Origin of the sequence: Bacillus sp. FSL K6-6038, assembly GCF_038050455.1 — a bacterium.
GTDB lineage: Bacteria > Bacillota > Bacilli > Bacillales > Bacillaceae_G > Bacillus_A > Bacillus_A pseudomycoides.
This window is the reverse complement of the sequence record NZ_JBBOUH010000002.1, coordinates 77,890-94,879: the sequence shown is the minus strand read 5'-3', so window position 1 is coordinate 94,879 and position 16,990 is coordinate 77,890. Positions and strand designations below refer to the sequence as shown.

Annotated in this window: 16 protein-coding genes and 1 pseudogene; 9 read left to right on the top strand and 8 right to left on the bottom strand. The window is 33.0% G+C overall.

Features of this window, described 5'->3' with window-relative positions:
- Positions 1–14: 14 nt before the first annotated feature.
- Positions 15–251 carry a hypothetical protein gene (locus NSQ40_RS28195; protein ID WP_097787387.1) on the bottom strand — a complete coding sequence of 79 codons (237 nt, stop codon included), beginning with the start codon at positions 249–251 and terminating at the stop codon, positions 15–17.
- Positions 252–381: 130 nt separating this feature from the next.
- Here NSQ40_RS28195 and NSQ40_RS28190 point away from each other — a divergent pair, with 130 nt between their 5' ends.
- Both NSQ40_RS28190 and NSQ40_RS28185 read left to right on the top strand, forming a co-directional pair.
- On the top strand, positions 382–1,089 hold the full coding sequence (locus NSQ40_RS28190; RefSeq protein WP_097787386.1) for an IS6 family transposase: 708 nt from the start codon (positions 382–384) through the stop codon (positions 1,087–1,089).
- A gap of 302 nt (positions 1,090–1,391) precedes the next feature.
- Positions 1,392–2,630, top strand: a complete 1,239-nt coding sequence (locus NSQ40_RS28185; protein ID WP_033796716.1) for a cytochrome P450 family protein — start codon at positions 1,392–1,394, stop codon at positions 2,628–2,630.
- Between the two features lie 445 nt (positions 2,631–3,075).
- Here the strand turns inward: NSQ40_RS28185 and NSQ40_RS28180 are convergent, their stop codons facing one another.
- Positions 3,076–3,270, bottom strand: coding sequence for a hypothetical protein (locus NSQ40_RS28180; RefSeq protein ID WP_003205237.1), 195 nt, complete (start codon positions 3,268–3,270; stop codon positions 3,076–3,078).
- A 211-nt stretch (positions 3,271–3,481) separates the two neighbouring features.
- Complete coding sequence (locus NSQ40_RS28175; protein WP_097787385.1) at positions 3,482–4,432, bottom strand: tyrosine-type recombinase/integrase; 951 nt, start codon at positions 4,430–4,432, stop codon at positions 3,482–3,484.
- A gap of 266 nt (positions 4,433–4,698) precedes the next feature.
- Here NSQ40_RS28175 and NSQ40_RS28170 point away from each other — a divergent pair, with 266 nt between their 5' ends.
- The 5 genes from NSQ40_RS28170 to NSQ40_RS28150 all read left to right on the top strand — a co-directional run bounded on the left by NSQ40_RS28170 (position 4,699) and on the right by NSQ40_RS28150 (position 8,988).
- Positions 4,699–5,199 carry a GNAT family N-acetyltransferase gene (locus NSQ40_RS28170; RefSeq protein WP_003204114.1) on the top strand — a complete coding sequence of 167 codons (501 nt, stop codon included), beginning with the start codon at positions 4,699–4,701 and terminating at the stop codon, positions 5,197–5,199.
- 363 nt (positions 5,200–5,562) lie between these two features.
- Entirely contained in the window at positions 5,563–6,297 is a 735-nt protein-coding gene (locus NSQ40_RS28165; protein ID WP_003209863.1) for a MerR family transcriptional regulator, read from the top strand.
- Between the two features lie 290 nt (positions 6,298–6,587).
- Positions 6,588–7,424 (top strand): HAD-IIB family hydrolase, encoded by an 837-nt coding sequence (locus NSQ40_RS28160; RefSeq protein WP_098159411.1) that lies wholly within the window; start codon positions 6,588–6,590, stop codon positions 7,422–7,424.
- Between the two features lie 289 nt (positions 7,425–7,713).
- On the top strand, positions 7,714–8,091 hold the full coding sequence (locus tag NSQ40_RS28155; RefSeq protein WP_371391948.1) for a hypothetical protein: 378 nt from the start codon (positions 7,714–7,716) through the stop codon (positions 8,089–8,091).
- 210 nt (positions 8,092–8,301) lie between these two features.
- Positions 8,302–8,988, top strand: a complete 687-nt coding sequence (locus NSQ40_RS28150) for an IS6 family transposase (RefSeq protein WP_309460535.1) — start codon at positions 8,302–8,304, stop codon at positions 8,986–8,988.
- Positions 8,989–9,342: 354 nt separating this feature from the next.
- Here NSQ40_RS28150 and NSQ40_RS28145 read toward each other — a convergent pair whose 3' ends face one another.
- The 5 genes from NSQ40_RS28145 to NSQ40_RS28125 form a co-directional block, all read right to left on the bottom strand.
- The gene (locus tag NSQ40_RS28145) at positions 9,343–9,768 is read right to left on the bottom strand and encodes a hypothetical protein (protein ID WP_033796721.1); all 426 of its coding nucleotides are present in this window, start codon (positions 9,766–9,768) and stop codon (positions 9,343–9,345) included.
- A 458-nt stretch (positions 9,769–10,226) separates the two neighbouring features.
- Complete coding sequence (locus NSQ40_RS28140) at positions 10,227–10,736, bottom strand: DUF4303 domain-containing protein (RefSeq protein ID WP_033796720.1); 510 nt, start codon at positions 10,734–10,736, stop codon at positions 10,227–10,229.
- A gap of 97 nt (positions 10,737–10,833) precedes the next feature.
- Positions 10,834–11,760, bottom strand: a complete 927-nt coding sequence (locus NSQ40_RS28135) for a serine hydrolase domain-containing protein (protein WP_033798475.1) — start codon at positions 11,758–11,760, stop codon at positions 10,834–10,836.
- An 869-nt stretch (positions 11,761–12,629) separates the two neighbouring features.
- On the bottom strand, positions 12,630–13,517 hold the full coding sequence (locus NSQ40_RS28130; protein WP_003209727.1) for an Rpn family recombination-promoting nuclease/putative transposase: 888 nt from the start codon (positions 13,515–13,517) through the stop codon (positions 12,630–12,632).
- Positions 13,518–13,723: 206 nt separating this feature from the next.
- The gene (locus NSQ40_RS28125) at positions 13,724–14,707 is read right to left on the bottom strand and encodes a DNA-binding protein (protein ID WP_258248738.1); all 984 of its coding nucleotides are present in this window, start codon (positions 14,705–14,707) and stop codon (positions 13,724–13,726) included.
- Between the two features lie 355 nt (positions 14,708–15,062).
- Between NSQ40_RS28125 and NSQ40_RS28120 the strand changes: the two are divergent.
- Both NSQ40_RS28120 and NSQ40_RS28115 read left to right on the top strand, forming a co-directional pair.
- Positions 15,063–16,209: pseudogene (locus tag NSQ40_RS28120) on the top strand (tyrosine-type recombinase/integrase).
- Between the two features lie 48 nt (positions 16,210–16,257).
- The gene (locus tag NSQ40_RS28115; protein WP_327807549.1) at positions 16,258–16,965 is read left to right on the top strand and encodes an IS6 family transposase; all 708 of its coding nucleotides are present in this window, start codon (positions 16,258–16,260) and stop codon (positions 16,963–16,965) included.
- Positions 16,966–16,990: the final 25 nt, after the last annotated feature.

Sequence of the window (16,990 nt, the reverse complement as noted above, 5' to 3'; positions counted from 1 at the left end):
TCTCGCAAAGCTTTTTATATATAATCATCTTGTTTGATATCCTTGTGAAATTTACGATACAGTCCACGTTTCTTTAGCTCTTTTCCTAACATGGTTGAATCGCAACATAACTGTAATGATATCTTCCAGTAGTTTAATCTTTGTTCTCTGCGTAGAACCACAGCTTGCTCACATAAATTATCCCATCTCTTCCGAGCATTTTCTTTTATTTGTTCTCTACTAAATCCTTTCCATAAGTCACGTTTTTTCATTTTCCTAATTAAAGTAGTTTCATTGTACCCCAGTTGCTTGGTTCTGGTGCAAAAACTATATGGCTCATGTAACGAATCTTCGAAACTTGGACATACTGATACTAGTACTTTAAAAAAGGACGTGATTAGTATGGAAAAGCAAAACTTATTCAAGTGGAAACACTATCAGCCTGAACTAATCTTATTAACAGTAAGATGGTACCTGCGGTACAATTTAAGCTTTCGTAACTTGGTGGAAATGATGGAAGAACGAGGAGTATCAATCGCTCACACAACCATTATGCGTTGGGTTCATCAATATGGGCCTCAATTAGAAGAGAAAGTACGATATCATCTTAAATCAACAAATGACTCATGGAGAGTTGGTGAAACCTATATCAAAGTAAAAGGGCAATGGATGTATTTATATCGTGCTGTAGATTCCGAAGGGAACACCATTGATTTTTATCTTAGTAAATCAAGAGATAAACAAGCAGCCAAGCGCTTTTTTAAGAAATCCTTGGCTTTTTCGTATGTTTCTAAACTTCGCGTGATAACAGTAGATAAGAACCCCGCTTATCCTGTAGCAATTCGAGCGTTGAAAGAAGAAAAGCATATGCCTGAAGGCATAGAGCTAAGGCAAGTTAGATATCTCAATAACATAGTGGAACAAGATCATCGTTTTATTAAAAAACGTGTTCATTCTATGTTAGGGTTCAAGTCTTTTGGCACAGCTACATCCATTCTTGCAGGAGTGGAGGCTATGCATATGATTAAAAAAGAACAGATTGATTTACGGGATCAGTCTGTCCAAAACCAGAAAGAATTCATCCATCGATTGTTTGGGCTTACAGCATAAAATAGAATTCCCCTAGAAATATATGAGCTATAGTCTATTTTATTTTATCTTTGCACCAGAACCAAAATTTTTATTTAGGGGGTATATTAAAACCTTAGCTTGATAGCGATGTGGGGCGGGACCCCTTATAAGTGATATTCAAATGACTAAACGGAGTAAATATCTCAGAATTTTTCTGTTTATTTTACCAAGTAAAGTAATATTTTATCTGAATATTCTTTACGTTATTGAATTTAAATGGGTTATAATGCAAATTAAGAGTTGAGTTACCCAATAAGTCTGTAAAAATGGAGGTTATATTGATGATTTCAAAAAACGAACTAAATTTTAGTCTCTTGGCAGAAACACAATTAGCTTCTCCAATGTTTAAACAGAAAGCATACGATATTTACAAAGAACTACGTGCCTTTCAACCTGTTTATCCTTTATCTCTATGCGAACAAGGACAAGGGTGGCTTATTACGAGATATGAAGATGCTATGGCTTTATTAAAAGATGCAAGATTAATGAAAAATTTTGAGAATGTATTTAGTAAAAAAGAGGACGTTAAAGTTCCTTTTTCGCTAGAAAATAGGGAGCTTTTAAGAAATCATATGTTAAACTCAGATCCCCCCGACCATCACCGTCTACGGTCACTTGTTCAAAAAGCATTTACTCCTCAGATGATTTTGCAACTTGAATGTCGAATTCAACATATCGCTGATGCTCTATTAAATAAAGTTGAACACACTCATTCAATAAATCTTGTAAACGATTATGCCTTTCCCTTACCCATTATGGTAATTAGTGAAATGTTAGGAATTCCTCTTGAAGATCAGCATAAATTTAGAATTTGGTCACAGGCGATCATTGATACTCCACTTCGACTAGAAGATGTGCAAAAAAATAATCAAAAATTAGAAGAATTCACTGAATATATACAGTATTTAGTTTATAAAAAAAGAAAAAATCCTACAGACGATTTAATCAGTGCACTAATACAAGCGGAAAGTGAAGGAATAAAATTAAATGCATCAGAGTTATACTCGACAATTACGTTGCTTATTGTTGCTGGACATGAAACAACTGTAAACCTAATTGCCAATATGACACTAGCATTGTTAGAGCATCCAGTTCAATTACAAAAGCTTCTTCAAAACCCTGATTTAATCGATTCAGCTATTGAAGAAGCGTTACGATTTTACAGCCCTGTTGAATTAACTACTATACGTTGGACAGCAGAACCGTTTACAATGCATGGCCAAGATATTCAATCAAAAGATAGGATTATTATTTCACTAGCATCTTCTAACCGTGATGAAAAAATTTTTTCAAACGCTGATGTTTTTGATGTTACAAGAAAAAATAATCGTCATATTGCATTTGGTTATGGTAGTCACTTTTGTCTTGGAGCATCACTTGCTCGTTTAGAATCAAAAATCGCAATTTCTACATTATTACGCCGTATGCCAAATTTACAGATTCAAGGTGAAAGAGAGCAAGTGAAATGGAAAGAAAGCTATCTAATGAGGTCATTAGAAGAATTACCTTTACAACTTTAATTAGTGTAATTGTTAATAAATGGTAAGTTAAAAAGCCGCTCTCCATAGTTTAGGAGAGAACGGCTTTTTTGTGAGCGGTACCCGGTTTTATCAATTAAAAGATTTGTAATCCCAAAAGAAAAATAATTTCGTTTTGGGGCTGTTATAAAATAATTAAGTTGATGGACGTGTATGGTGAGGCCTAAAAAAAGAGGTAACAATAATCCTTTTCCTTTTTTCATCCCAATCTCCTTTCCAGTGATTCCTTGTTATATATTTGAGTCGTATCTGAGCGTAGATTATAAAAAACATAATACAAGTGCAATCAATCTAACTTCTATTTTCAGATTGGATTAGGTATTCTCCAAAGCAAACAAAAAACCTTCACCTAATTTTTACAGATGCGACAAATCAATGTACAGACCAATACCGTACTCCTTAATTTGTATTGAAACTGTTATCAATTTCATTTCATTTTAGAGGGATATTTCCAATCACGATTTCCTTTAGAAACAGTCGAAGAGGTTTCACTTTGTTTAGTTAGGCTTTGTTTCTCTATGTTTTCCAGAGATTTTTGCATCTGTTCCATTTGTTCTTTTACTTCTTTTATTTCAAACTTCATTTCCATAAGTAACCGTAAAATAGCATCTCCTTTATTCATTGCAACATACTCCCTTCATTTTTCTCTTATTACTTTTTTATTAACTGAATTTGAAAAATATCTGATTCCTTTATACCTAGAACTCTCATTTCATCTTTAAAAGTTCGCCAGGACGCAACTTTAATGGATTTTGTACTTTTATCCCTTAATGTGTACACTCTTATGTACTGTATTTCCTGTTTCTCATTTCTTTCCACGTTGTCTTCCTCCGTTATTTTTGATTGATGTAATCATAATATCTTTTTAACGAAAGTTTAGATTTAAAGCCTACTTGTTTTATAATTTCTTCCTCTGAAACATGATGCTCAATAAGTCGTAAAATGAACGTGTTCCGTAAGTGTTGCGCTGAAATCCCTTTACGTAAATTTGCTCGAGCAACTTCAAGTCGAATCATCTTTTGAACAGCAATCTCTGTTAGGGCTTTTGGCGCATCATTTTCATATGACCAATGATAAGTTTTCCGAGTAAAATCAAAGGCTACGAACAATGGATCATTGCTATGGTATCTTGGACGAACAGGTTCAGGAATGGTTTTGTAATAGTTAAATAAGCGCTTTTTATCGTCTTCAGTTAAAAAAATCGTTCTTTCTATACCCACTATTCCTGGTACTGAGATCGTATTGTTTTCAAAATGGATGTACTTCATCTGTAAACCGACAAGTTCTTGTAAGGATAATCCATTATGAATGAGCAAATGCACAATTGAAATGTTACGATCCATAAGTAATGGACGAACAGAACGCTGTTTTTCTGTTAATCCTTCTAATGAACTTAAAATGGACTTTAAAGTTTTCTCTTCCTCCTTTGTAATAAAATCTTCATCACGTAACGCACGGTTCGGTTGAATACTAAGTTGCATGCCCTCTAACGGATTTGGCAGTTTTAAATACTGATACAGTCTATTTAAGACAATATAAACACGATGCATTGTTTTGTCAGAGTACTGTCGTTTCTTCTTTAAATCGTAAAAATACGCTTCATAATCCTTTTTACCAAGTGTCGTCCATATATTGCATGTAGGGAGTTTTGTAGATTTTTGCAACCATTGACCAAAATCTTCAATATCATAAACATACCGTTTAATTGTGGAAGGTTTTCTTCCTTTATCTAGTAAGAAAGAAGCAAAATGCTGTACTGTGTCTTGGAATTCCTTTGTTGGCATACCCTTATCATCCTAATTTTTTCTTTTAGTATATCAGATATTATATAGCTCATATAAAAAAGACCTGTTTGCAATATCAGGCCTTTTTATCTAACGATTCCATTTTTTTTCGGTTTGCTACCGATAATGACGGGTTATGTTAACTGAACATGTATACAATATGCATTGTTCCTTCTTCAACTAAAGGGCAGGTTAGTTGAAGAAGGAATTCCTCTAAATTTGGAAGAATTAATATTCAAAAATATGTTAAGGAGCTTGTGAATTATATGGAATCCATTAGCAAAAGCGAAGTGAAGCTACGAGATATCACAGAGGAAGATCTTCCTATCTTTTTCGAACAACAACTAGATTCAACGGCGAACTATATGGCTGCCTTTACAGCTAAAGACCCCACTGATAAGGACGCATTTTTTGACCATTGGAAAAAAAATATTGCTGACGAGACTATCACAATTAAGACTATATTATTCAATGGCATTGTCACTGGACACGTCTCGAACTTTGAACAGTTCGGCGAACCCGAAGTAAGCTACTGGATTGGGAAGGAATATTGGGGTCATGGTATTGCAACTAAAGCGTTGTCAGAGTTTCTGGAGTATATTAAGGTACGCCCGCTCTATGCTCGTGCCGCTAAAGATAACCTCGCCTCCATTAGGGTATTGGAAAAATGCAGGTTTAAAATCATCTCTAAAGATAAGGGTTTTTCCAACGCAAGAGGCAAGGATGTTGAAGAATTTATTTTGAAGCTCGAACCTTATGATAGGTAATTTAATACCGTAATACGATTGGAGCGGTTCTTGACTAAGAAACCTTCTGTTGTTTAACTAACGGGTGGCTTTAATTGAGCAAGAAACTAAAAACTTTTAACTTCCGCTTTCGAATTTTACGTCAACTAGCCCCTCGGAAGAGGGGCTAATTGGTTTTTATAGTAACAAAAATAAAATTTTATTGTTAAAAAATGCATTAGCGTATAAAATCCGCGTTTTACCGTCAACACCCCAACTTAAGATCCCTTCAATTAAATCACAAAAAATTAGATTTTTCTGTATATCAAAATAAGCTTGAACCTAACGTCACGTTAGGTTGTATAGTGAAATTACCGGTAATAATTAATCGTACGAAATGAGGGGATGATCATAAATAAAAAATGGAAAGTTGGAGAATTAGCAAAGCAAACAGGCTTAACGGTACGTACACTTCACCATTATGACCAAATAGGCTTATTTTCTCCATCTGAAGTTACAGATTCTAGACATAGAATTTATACCGAAACAGATATTGCTAAATTACAACAAATCCTTTCGCTCAAGCAATTAGGATTTACCCTAGAAGAAATTAAAGAAACGATTGAAAACCCTGATTTTAACCCAATTGAAATAATTAAAGTTCAACTAGAAACAACTAAAAAACAAATAGAGATACAACAAAAATTGTACAGTCGGTTAGAAGGCATGTACGAACTTCTTTCAAATCAACAAGAGGTTCAACCCGAAAATTTTATTAAATTAATAGAGGTGATCAATATGAGTGAAAAATACTTTACACATGAACAATTAGAAAAGATAAAAATACAAAACGAGCAATTTAGTTCAGAAGAAAAAAAAGAAATCGAAGATCAATGGTTTGAGCTAATTGCTAAAATTCGTACTGAATTAGAAAAGAAAACCCCATCCAATCATCCAGAAGTAATAAAATTGGCCAAGCGTTGGAAGGAATTAACTAACAAGTTTACTGACGGTGACCCTGAGATTATAAAAGCCGCTGAACGTTTTCATGCAGAAAATCCTAATAATGCACTTCAACATGGTATAGACATAGACGAAAAGCTTTATAAATTTATTAAAGAATCCATGTCACACATTTAAAGACAATATACTTGATAATTTTCATATTTAAAATCCACAAAAAAAACGACATCTACATAGATGTCGTTTTTTCTGGTTCCTCTTTTGTAAAATAATATAAATCAATTGCACCCGAGATAACAAATATTCCACCTTGTCCTTGCTGCTAATAATGTGGCGTTATGTTAACCGAGCATGTATATGGTATACATTGTTTCTTGTTCAATTAACTGGCAGTTTAGTTATACAAGTAATTGGATATTTGTGGTAAGATGAAGGTGAATGAGAGAAGAATTTATGGAGGTTACTCTATGGACTACAATCTTTTTAGAACTTTACCAGAAATACCAAATCCTAAATACATTGTATTTAGTGATTTTGATGAAACGTACTTTCCTCACCAATTAACCGCCGAACGAAAAAGTCAAATACAAGCATTAGAACAGACTATCGTAGAAAAAAGTAGAGTTTCTGGTTTACTTTTTGGCTTGGTAACGGGTAGTGATATTGAGGCTGTTCTTGAAAAAATGAAGAGGGGTGGATTTCAGTATCTTCCTCATTTTATTGCAAGTGATTTGGGAACAGAAATTCATTATTTCAACAAGTTAAAACAAGGTGAAATTGATGAAGAATGGCTTAGCAGGTTTGATAATGACAATTACCATCCCGATAAAATAAAAGAGATAGTTGATTTGTTAGCTTCTAAAAATATTGCTTTAGATAGCCAATCACAGATGGGTGCATCAAAATACAAAAGCAATTACTACTATTTCTGCAAGAATAAAGAGGACGATCAATTAAACCTTAACCATATTAGACAAGTTGCTAGTGATTTTAAAATTAGTATAAACATCAATCAATGTAATCCTTTGGCTGGAGACCCAGAGAATGCATATGATATTGATTTTATCCCTTTAGGGACTGGAAAAGACGAGATTGTGAGATATATATTAGCAAAATTTAAGATAGACCGACAAAATGCAATTGCCTTCGGTGATAGTGGTAATGACTTAAAAATGTTACAGGCTGTAAAATTCGGTTATTTACTTGAGAATGCTACAAGTGAGGCAAAAAATGGACATGGACGTTTAACCGTAGGTTCTTATTCAGAAGGAATACTTAACACCATTAAAGAGCTAGTTGTGTAGTAGTGATTGGAACCATTTTTTATAAGTTTTTAAATTAAATGGTCTTTGTTTGTGAAACAAACGGGTGCTAATGTTAAATAAACAAGATACATTGATTTCCGCTTTCGATAATTATGTGAACACGAAATTCCTCCTGTTAAACAATCTGGAGGACTTTTAATAGCCTTCTAAATACATTGAATCCCGATAATAGGACGTTATGTCAAACTCACATGTATACTACATTTATTTCATATTTTATCTATCTTATATAATGATACAATGAAGATAATATTAGGAAATTGTGAGGGTGATTACGTTGATAAAATTTGTAATTAGTTATGCTGCAAGTCTATTTGCTTTTATTTTCGGATGGTTCTTGATTTCATATACTTTTAATCCTAGCTATATTCACCCGACCGTTTTATTTGGATTCATTAAAATGATCGTCATTTATGGTAGTATACCAGCTCTTATAGCTTGTCTAATTGGGGAAGTCTTATACAGGAAAATCAAACGATGTAGAGAATTACAATTTGGAATTCCTGTATTTATAGGACTATCAGCTATCTATACACTTACACTATTTCTTTTTACTTTTACTTTTTCTTTTTCAAGTTTTTTTTATTTCGTCGCGCCTGTTATTATGGGATCGTTAGCTTTTTATTTAGTACGTAGAAAAATATAATTAACTTCCGTTAACGCATGTTTATGTTAACTAAATTAGCTTAAGATTAAATCATTGGAGGAAAAAATATGAAAAATAAAATACCTCTAATAACATTCATTTTAGCTGCTTTATTTGTAGCTGGAGGTTTTGCATTCTTCTACTGGGTTCTGTTGCAAAGTTTTTAAAAATAAGCTAAACTTTTGCAAAATAGAGTGAGGAGAATCATAGATGGGATATTTTAAAGGAAAGCAGTTCAAACAAGATATTATTTTAATAGCCGTTGGCTATTACTGTCGTTTTTCTTTAAGCTATCGTGATGTATCTGAAATCTTAAAAGAACGTGGTGTTTCAGTTCATCCTACAACCATCATGCGCTGGGTTCATGAATATGGTAACTTGATCTATCAAATATGGAAGAAGAAAAAGAAGAACGTACACTTATCTTGGAAACTGGATGAAACCTATATAAAAGTCAAAGGAAAATGGTGTTATTTATATCGAGCAATTGATAAAGAGGGACAAACACTTGATATTCAACTTCGTCAAAAACGAGACAAACAAGCAGCATATGCTTTTATGAAAAGACTCGCTCGAACTTTTGGAGAACCAACGGTTCTGACGACAGATAAGGCTCCTTCTTTAGCTTCCGCATTCAAAAAATTAAAGGAGATAGGTCTTTACAAAAATACCTTTCATCGTACAATAAAGTACCTCAATAATATCATCGAGCAAGATCATCGACATGTGAAACGTCGATTTTCCCGTTCCTCAGGCTTTCAAAGTCTTCGCCATGCCTCACGTACTATTAAAGGTATAGAAACTATTCATGCCATATACAAGCAAAAGCGAAGTCTTCAACCAAACTTCGTTTTTTCGACGTATAACGCATTACATGAATTATTAATAGTTTCATAAAACTGGTCCGCAATATTCCCCATCTCTTTATGTCTTCGGAAACTTTGCAACAGAACCCTTTATAGGGGCATCATACATGCCCATCAACTTAAGAATTTTCACTACCTCTAAGTACAAAAAAACGGTATTCTTTCTATACATTCTAAGAAAAAAGCAACCTTTTCGGGAGGTAGGCATGTATGGTGACCCCTATTTACTGAATTTAATTAATATGCGGGGAATCTTCAATTATTTTTTAAGGATTGAAGGAAAGAAGCTGACACAAACATGACAGCTTCTTTCTTTTGCTTTTTATTTAATAAAGAGTTCCTATTAAGAAGAAAATTCGCTTTCTTATATTCATAATCAGAGAGCTTAATAAACTCTATAACTTCCTCTTCCATTAAAGGAATAATTAGCCCAAGAGTCATACATAAAAATTTTATAGTCACCTCTTTTTACATTGGTCCAGACTCCGGAGTCGCTCCCATATCTGGTAGTACAAGACCCACCAACTTGACAAAGTGTGATCCTTAGCATACTAGCATCCTGCCATCCACCTTGAACTGCACCACTGTTAATATTTACTTTATCCCAATAGTCTCCTGCGTATACGGAAATATTTGATCCTCCAATTACATTTGTAATGGTACGCTCTGATCCACTACTGCCTGTATCCCAATAAAAGTAATTCCATGTTTCTGCGGCAGATGCTTTTTGTGCGGGTGTTGCTACCGTGAAGCCAGTTGCTAATGCTGCCGTTATCCCTAATGTCGCTACTAACTTTTTTAATTTTTTCATGTTTTTCTCTCCTCTCAATATATAAATGTCAAATGATATGCACGTGAACAAAATGGGAATATAACCCAGATCATTCACGTTTATAATACATGTAAATACAAATAAATGTAATAATTTTCTGAAAATAAATCGTTAAGTTAGCCTTTTTATTAGTGCACAGAATGGTGTAGTGACCCCTAATTGGGGTACCGCCACATTGCCATCAACTTAAGAATTCAGAATTACCCCATATCCATCAACTTAAGAAAAGTAAACACCCCTAAAATGAAAAAATGAGCTGACTTCTCAAAATAACTAACTATAGAGAAAGAAAATTTTCATTTAGGGGGTACTTCAAAACCTTAGCTTGATGGGCATGTGGGGCTGTACCCCTTAATAGGTTCTGTTAATATTAATTGTTGACTTTCGAACAAAAGAAAACCGCCTCTTATAGAGAGCAGTTTTACTTATATTCATTCTTATGCAAATTCTGAAGCATATTCTTCGTATATCTTTAATGTATTAAGCAATCGAGCTGATTCAATCATGATTTCGTTCGATGAATCAGTTACACAAATGACAATAAATCGATTATCATTTCTGTCTCCAAACAATCCTTCTGATTCAAGTTCCATTAACACATTTAACGATTCTTTCAACAGTGTATTTACTCGCATATTAAAGTCATCTTCGACGGTTTCATGATATTTCTTAATAATTTTGTTCACTTCATCAAATATTCCGAAATCGTCCCATTCGCTCCACTCAACAGCTCCATATCTATAATAATTGTATAAAGGGTCCGATTTATTAACTTTGATCAGTCTTTCTTTATTAGCCACTGGTCCAATGCTATTGACACAATCGTCTGTTAATATGGAGTACCCATATATTGTGTCAACACCGCACCTAGTTATAAGTTCGTTATAATGACAACGAATTGCATTTTTCAACTCAACATATAAACTTTCTTGAAGATGCATTTTCACCGTATTTCCTCCTTCCTTTTTGTAGTGACATGTTATCTTTGTTACATATAATAAGAAGAATGCGTATTAACATAACAACACATAATCCTCGATAAGATTATAGTTTATCGATTAATGTCTCCCATGTAAGTTCAAGAACACCCACCATATTTTGTGGTTCATTTGAAATATATGTTATAACTGCATTTTTATCTGGCAGCATTACAACATATTGACCATATAAACCATCCATACGATATGAATTAGAGCAAGAGTTCATCCATATTTGATAGCCGTATCCTTGATGATGGTCTGCCGTAGCAAAATAAGGATTAAAATCGTTGGTCTTTATTTGGACAGATGTTGCTTGTTCAATGTAACTTGAAGGAATCAGTTGCTTACCTTTCCAGACACCTTTATCGAGAATTAATTGCCCGAATCTGGATAATTGTTCTGCTGTTAAATATAAACCTGAGAATCCCTGTGGAATTCCTTTTGGACATGTATCCCATTTAGGTTTTGGTATGTCTAAATGTTTAAATATTCTTCTATCTAAGTATTCATCCAAGTTACTTCCTGTAGTAATACTTATTATTTTGGAAAGCATATAGGTTGCGGCATTGTTATATATAAAATGAGTACCTGGTTTAAATACAATCGGTTCATCAAAGAATAATTGTGAAATATCCCATTCCTGACCACTACTCCAATCAGCCTTCATAACTGGGCATTCTGCATGTCCAGTTCCCATGCAAAGCAAATCATGAATAGTCATCTCTTTTAGGTATTCATTCATTGGGGCATGTTGTATATCTGAGAAAAAATCTATAACATGGTCATTAATTTTAAAGTAACCCTCTCTAATGGCAATACCGACTGCCATTGATGTAAATGTTTTGCTTACTGAATATAAAAGAGCAGGCTTTTCTTCTTCAAAATCATGTTTTGCAATTATATTTCCATTTTTCCTAACAACTACATTCAGAACATGAAGATTCTTACTATTTACAGATAAAATCAAATCATTCAATATTGCATTATTCATTGTAACTCTCTCCATTAAATATATATTTCTTAACAGTCCTTAATTCGTATAATCCTACTTATGAGTAGTTTTAAATGTATTGAAATAGATAAATTATAACATTAGTGATAACTTGTTTAAATGTAATGCTTCACACACTTCATGGGGTAGCACCAACATTTCGCGAATTTCGTACGCTAAAGGATAATCGACTTTTTTAGTTGAACGAAATTTACAATTTTAAAAGGGCTTAGGCTTAATACACAAAATTATAATTAATTGCCTTAAAATGCGCCTGAGGGTATCGTATTTTTTGAATATACATAGGGAATATGGTTTTATTTAATAACATACTCTGTTTCTTCTAATTCACCTATGCCTTTTTCTTCAGTTCTTCAAAATGAACATTCATAAAAGTACCCACCATTTTTTATTCACTCAGTTTTTAAACGAATGCCAAAATAACAGCACCAACTATCCCGAGAATCAAACCCTTATATTTTTGAAAAAACATCAAGTTACCCCTTTCGTACAAACAAAATATTCCATATATAAACAATACTAAATTATGGAATGTTTTTAAAGAATCAAAACGTTTTTATATTCAATTTATATATTTTGTTTCTTTTCTTAATAAAAATATCCCCATAGATAAGTAAATCAAAAGGGATAAAACGGTGCATCTTTTTTATAAACAGTTACTCTTTTTTCAAAACGGTTAAACTTTGTTATAAACGATTAAACTTTATTTTAAATCCATATATTTATCTATATTGTTTATTGAGAAAAAAGAAAAAGCCCCATAAATCAGAGCTTTTATGTTATGGTTAAGTTACCTAAATTACTATTTTCTTGCGCATGTTATCCCCATTTCATGTGCTTTTTTTATTTTATTTCTCCTCTAAAATACGTTCAATATCATTTATACTTAATTTACTTGCTTTAGCAATTGTTTCGAGTGGTACACCTAGTTCATGCATACCTTTAATCATTTGTATTTTTCCTTCTTGAATTCCTTCTTTCTTCCCCTCATTACGAGCATGAGCAACCTTTGCAGCTTCATCCATTAACACTTTTTCCCTTGCCTCATAGGCTTGTCGGAAAGAAGAATCTTGGCTCATGCGTTCCCACTTATTCATTGCTTTTTGTAAAATTGGATCTTGATTCATGGCAATGTCCTCCAATGTTTGAGTTAAGTGTTCATCTTCATTCGCTGGAAGTAATAATAACCAACGAACAAAAGAATCTTCCCAGGGATTTACTTGTTCATTCCGCCACTGTTGCATTAACTTCGGAATCTCAACCATATGAACTTCTATATCATCACTCAATATCTTCTGTTGTTGCTTATTCCACAGGATTCCTGTTGTATGAAACGCTTCATATTCTGGAAACATCACAAAGTTTAACAGATTAATGGTGATAGTTTTATGAAGAGAACTATATGGCATTCCCTTTTGCAATTGAGATGTGAATAGCTTCCCCCAATAATACAAACTTCGTTTGATCATATCGTGATTATTATTGAGCTGTATTTCTACATTTACTTTTGTTCCTGTATCTAATGTAGCTGAAATATCTAAAATCGATAACTTATCCTCTTCATGTTCTCGATGTAAATGTGGATCTTCTAGCTGTAAAGAAACAATAGGTGATTCTAAGGAATCTTGTAGCATCGCATTTAAAAACGCGATGAGAATATCCTCACTACCATTTGTACCAAATAATTGCTTAAAAGCAAAATCGATGCGTAAATTTACTAATTTTTGATTGGACACAGGTTTTTCCTCTCTCTGTCTAATGCTATTTCTTTTTCTTTATTGTACATAAAAACAATCTGGACATGCAAACTTATACAAATATGAATCAAATTTCTAAACTCACTTTTGGCATCAATTTTTGGAGCACTAAAAAGTTACAACATTCAATTGTAATTATCCCTAATTAATATGGTTCCAAAACCTTTACTTTTTGGAACGTTTTTTTATTTTTGAATAAGCAAGTGCTGATTAATTCTATCTTGAATTGCATCTTTAATAAATTCTTCGATGGAACTGTTTGTTTCCTCTACAATTTTTGTTATAGATTTATACTCGTTACTTGTGAGAGTTACCGGCTTTGTTACGGTATTACTATCTAAATACACACTATTATTAACACGTTGTATCAGTTTTCCTTCTATTATATAGGGTGCTAAGCTATCCATCCATTCGGTCTGCATTCCAGATGGTAATGATACTAGAGATTGACGAATATCAAAATACCAAAATTCATCTTCTACTGATATTTTTAAGTTTCTCGGAGACACAAACTGTAATATGAGATCAATAAATCGAAAAATATCACTTCGTAATTGGTCAGATTTAGGGAAACGGAATTTCACAAATCTTTGATGATGACTTCGCGGTTGATCAGATAAAACATAGGCAGGCTCATATCCTACTTTTATTGCATCCCCTAATATCATGTCATTCCCAAATTCGTCACGAAGTATGATATCTCCACGTTTTGGAATCGAGATAATACGTGCTAACGTATTCCCTTTCATAAACCTTTGTAATAATACTACATTATGCTTTTGTGAGTATGTATAGATCGTATTTTTCCGCTCTATTTGTTGTACTAATTCACGGATGTCATCTTCTTTTACAAATTTTGTTTTACGATTACGATGCTCCTGTATAGTACAAGCTAACTCTCCCTCTTCTATCCATTTTTCGAGTTGATACATACTGATATGATACTCTTTGCTTGCTTGATATAAAGTAATTCCTTCTACCTCAAGTTCTCCTTTTAATTTCTCTACCTCTTCCCTTTTAAATAAAAAACTTCCATCTAAACGCCATGTATCCTTATTAATTGGATTTAGTTGTCCCTGTTTCATTAAATTATTAAATGTGAAGTGACTAATATCTAAGTACTCTTTTACTTCATTCGTGGTCATATTTATTTCATATGTACTAAGCATTTATGTTCCCCCTAATATTCCATTTATATATATAAGAAATAATATTATTATGTAAGTTATAATTTATAAAATAGTTTACTTTTTATTTATTATAACATAAATAAAAAGTAAACTATTTAAGTTAATATTTAATAACGGTATATAATTTATAATTAAATTCATTTTTATTATAGTATAAAACGAATAAATAAGAATGAATAAAAGTAAACGGATAATAACAATAGAAAATGGGGGATTTTCTATTGTTGTTATGTGTTTACTAATAATTAAAGTTTAATTTCTTTATAAAACTAGTTTTACATGTATATAGGTTATAATAATAATAGAGTGTAATTCCTTTAGGAGTTGATATATGATGAAATTTGAAATAAACACACTACATAAGGATAGTTCTTTAGAAATTATTGGAAAACAAAAACATGAATTCGCAAATATAATTAATTTGGAATGAAGATATTCTAAAACAAGCGGAGCAAAGAAAAGAAAACAATGAACGAGAAGATAAACAAACGTATGATGGTTTTTCTGATGAGGAGATACTGTACTACTATTTAAACCGACAAACTCATTTTGATAAGGAAAAACGGATAAAGGATAATTCACGTGTTTTATATGCACGTGATCTAAGTCAATTCTATTTTTTTATTAAACAAAGCACAGAGTATCTGCAGCAAGATGTAAAAGATTATGAAGATGGTCGTGTATGGAGGAATCTACGAAAACGTCATATCCGTAACTATCAGAGGTGGTTGTCAGAAGAGGCAGTTTCCTATCAATCCAAGGAGAAATACAAACCATCCACAATAAGTAGAAAGCTAGGTGTAATTCGATCCTATTTAAAATGGCTATATGAAATCGGATATATTCAGGAGCCACTTCATGTAGAAGTATTGAGTACCACAGTAGGCAAGCATCATAAACCAAAGAGGGATTTATCCTATGAAGAAGTAAAGCAGTTACTTCGTTATTATCAGGATAACGAGATTAATTATGCTTTATTATCTATTCTTGCGACAACGGGGTTACGTGTCGCGGAAGTTGCTCATGCGAAGTGGGAAAACCTTGAATTTGATTCAATACGTGATCGGTATTACTTGACTGTAGATACAAAGGGTAATGGTGAAAGAATTGTTTCTATTAATAAGGAGATTTTTAATCGTATTGTTGCCTTTCGTATACGCCGACGACTTCCTATTAATATAGGTAATAAAAATGGTGGTACCATCTTTCAAACTAAAAATCATACAGCATATCGAGAAAATTATTTATCTCAGTACATTACAAAGATTATAAAGGATACGGAGCTATCGTTTACGAAAGATATTAGAATAACGCCTCACTTCTTTAGACACTTTTATGTACAGTACTTGTACGATTACAAAGAGTTACCACCACATCTTATCGCAGCCGCAGTAGGTCATAAAGATGATAGAACGACAAAAGAAAATTATTTAAAGCGGTTCTGGTGCAAAAACTTCAGGGAAATTGCAAATAATCTCTAAATCTTGGACATACTGATACTATTACTCTAAAAAAGGTGTGTGATCGGTATGAAAAAGGAAAATTTGTTCAAATGGAAGCACTATCAACCTGATATTATCTTATTAACGGTAAGATGGTACCTACGGTACAACCTAAGTTTTCGTGATTTGGTGGAAATGATGGAGGAACGAGGTTTGTCTATTGCTCACACCACCATTATGCGTTGGGTGCATCAATATGGACCTGAATTAGATGAAAGAGTACGACGTCATCTTAAGACAACAAATGATTCCTGGAGAGTCGATGAAACGTATGTGAAAGTAAAAGGTCAATGGATGTATTTATATCGCGCAGTCGATTCAGAAGGAAATACCATTGATTTTTATCTAAGTAAATCAAGAGATAAACAAGCAGCCAAGCGCTTTTTCAAGAAAGCCTTGGCTGCTTCTCATATTTGTAAACCTCGCGTTATAACAGTAGACAAGAACCCAGCCTATCCTGTAGCAATTCAAGAATTAAAAGAAGAGAAACGTATGCCTGAAGGCATACAAATAAGACAAGTTAAATATCTCAATAATATAGTGGAACAGGATCACCGTTTCATTAAGAAACGTGTGCGTTCTATGTTAGGATTCAAGTCATATGAAACAGCCACTTCTATATTGAGTGGCGTTGAAACCATGCATATGATGAAAAAAGGACAACTTCACCTGTGGGTGAAGTCTACCCAAAATGAAGTTAGGTTCATACATAAATTGTTTGGAATTGCATCATAATCTGCCATTGAACACACTATGTAGG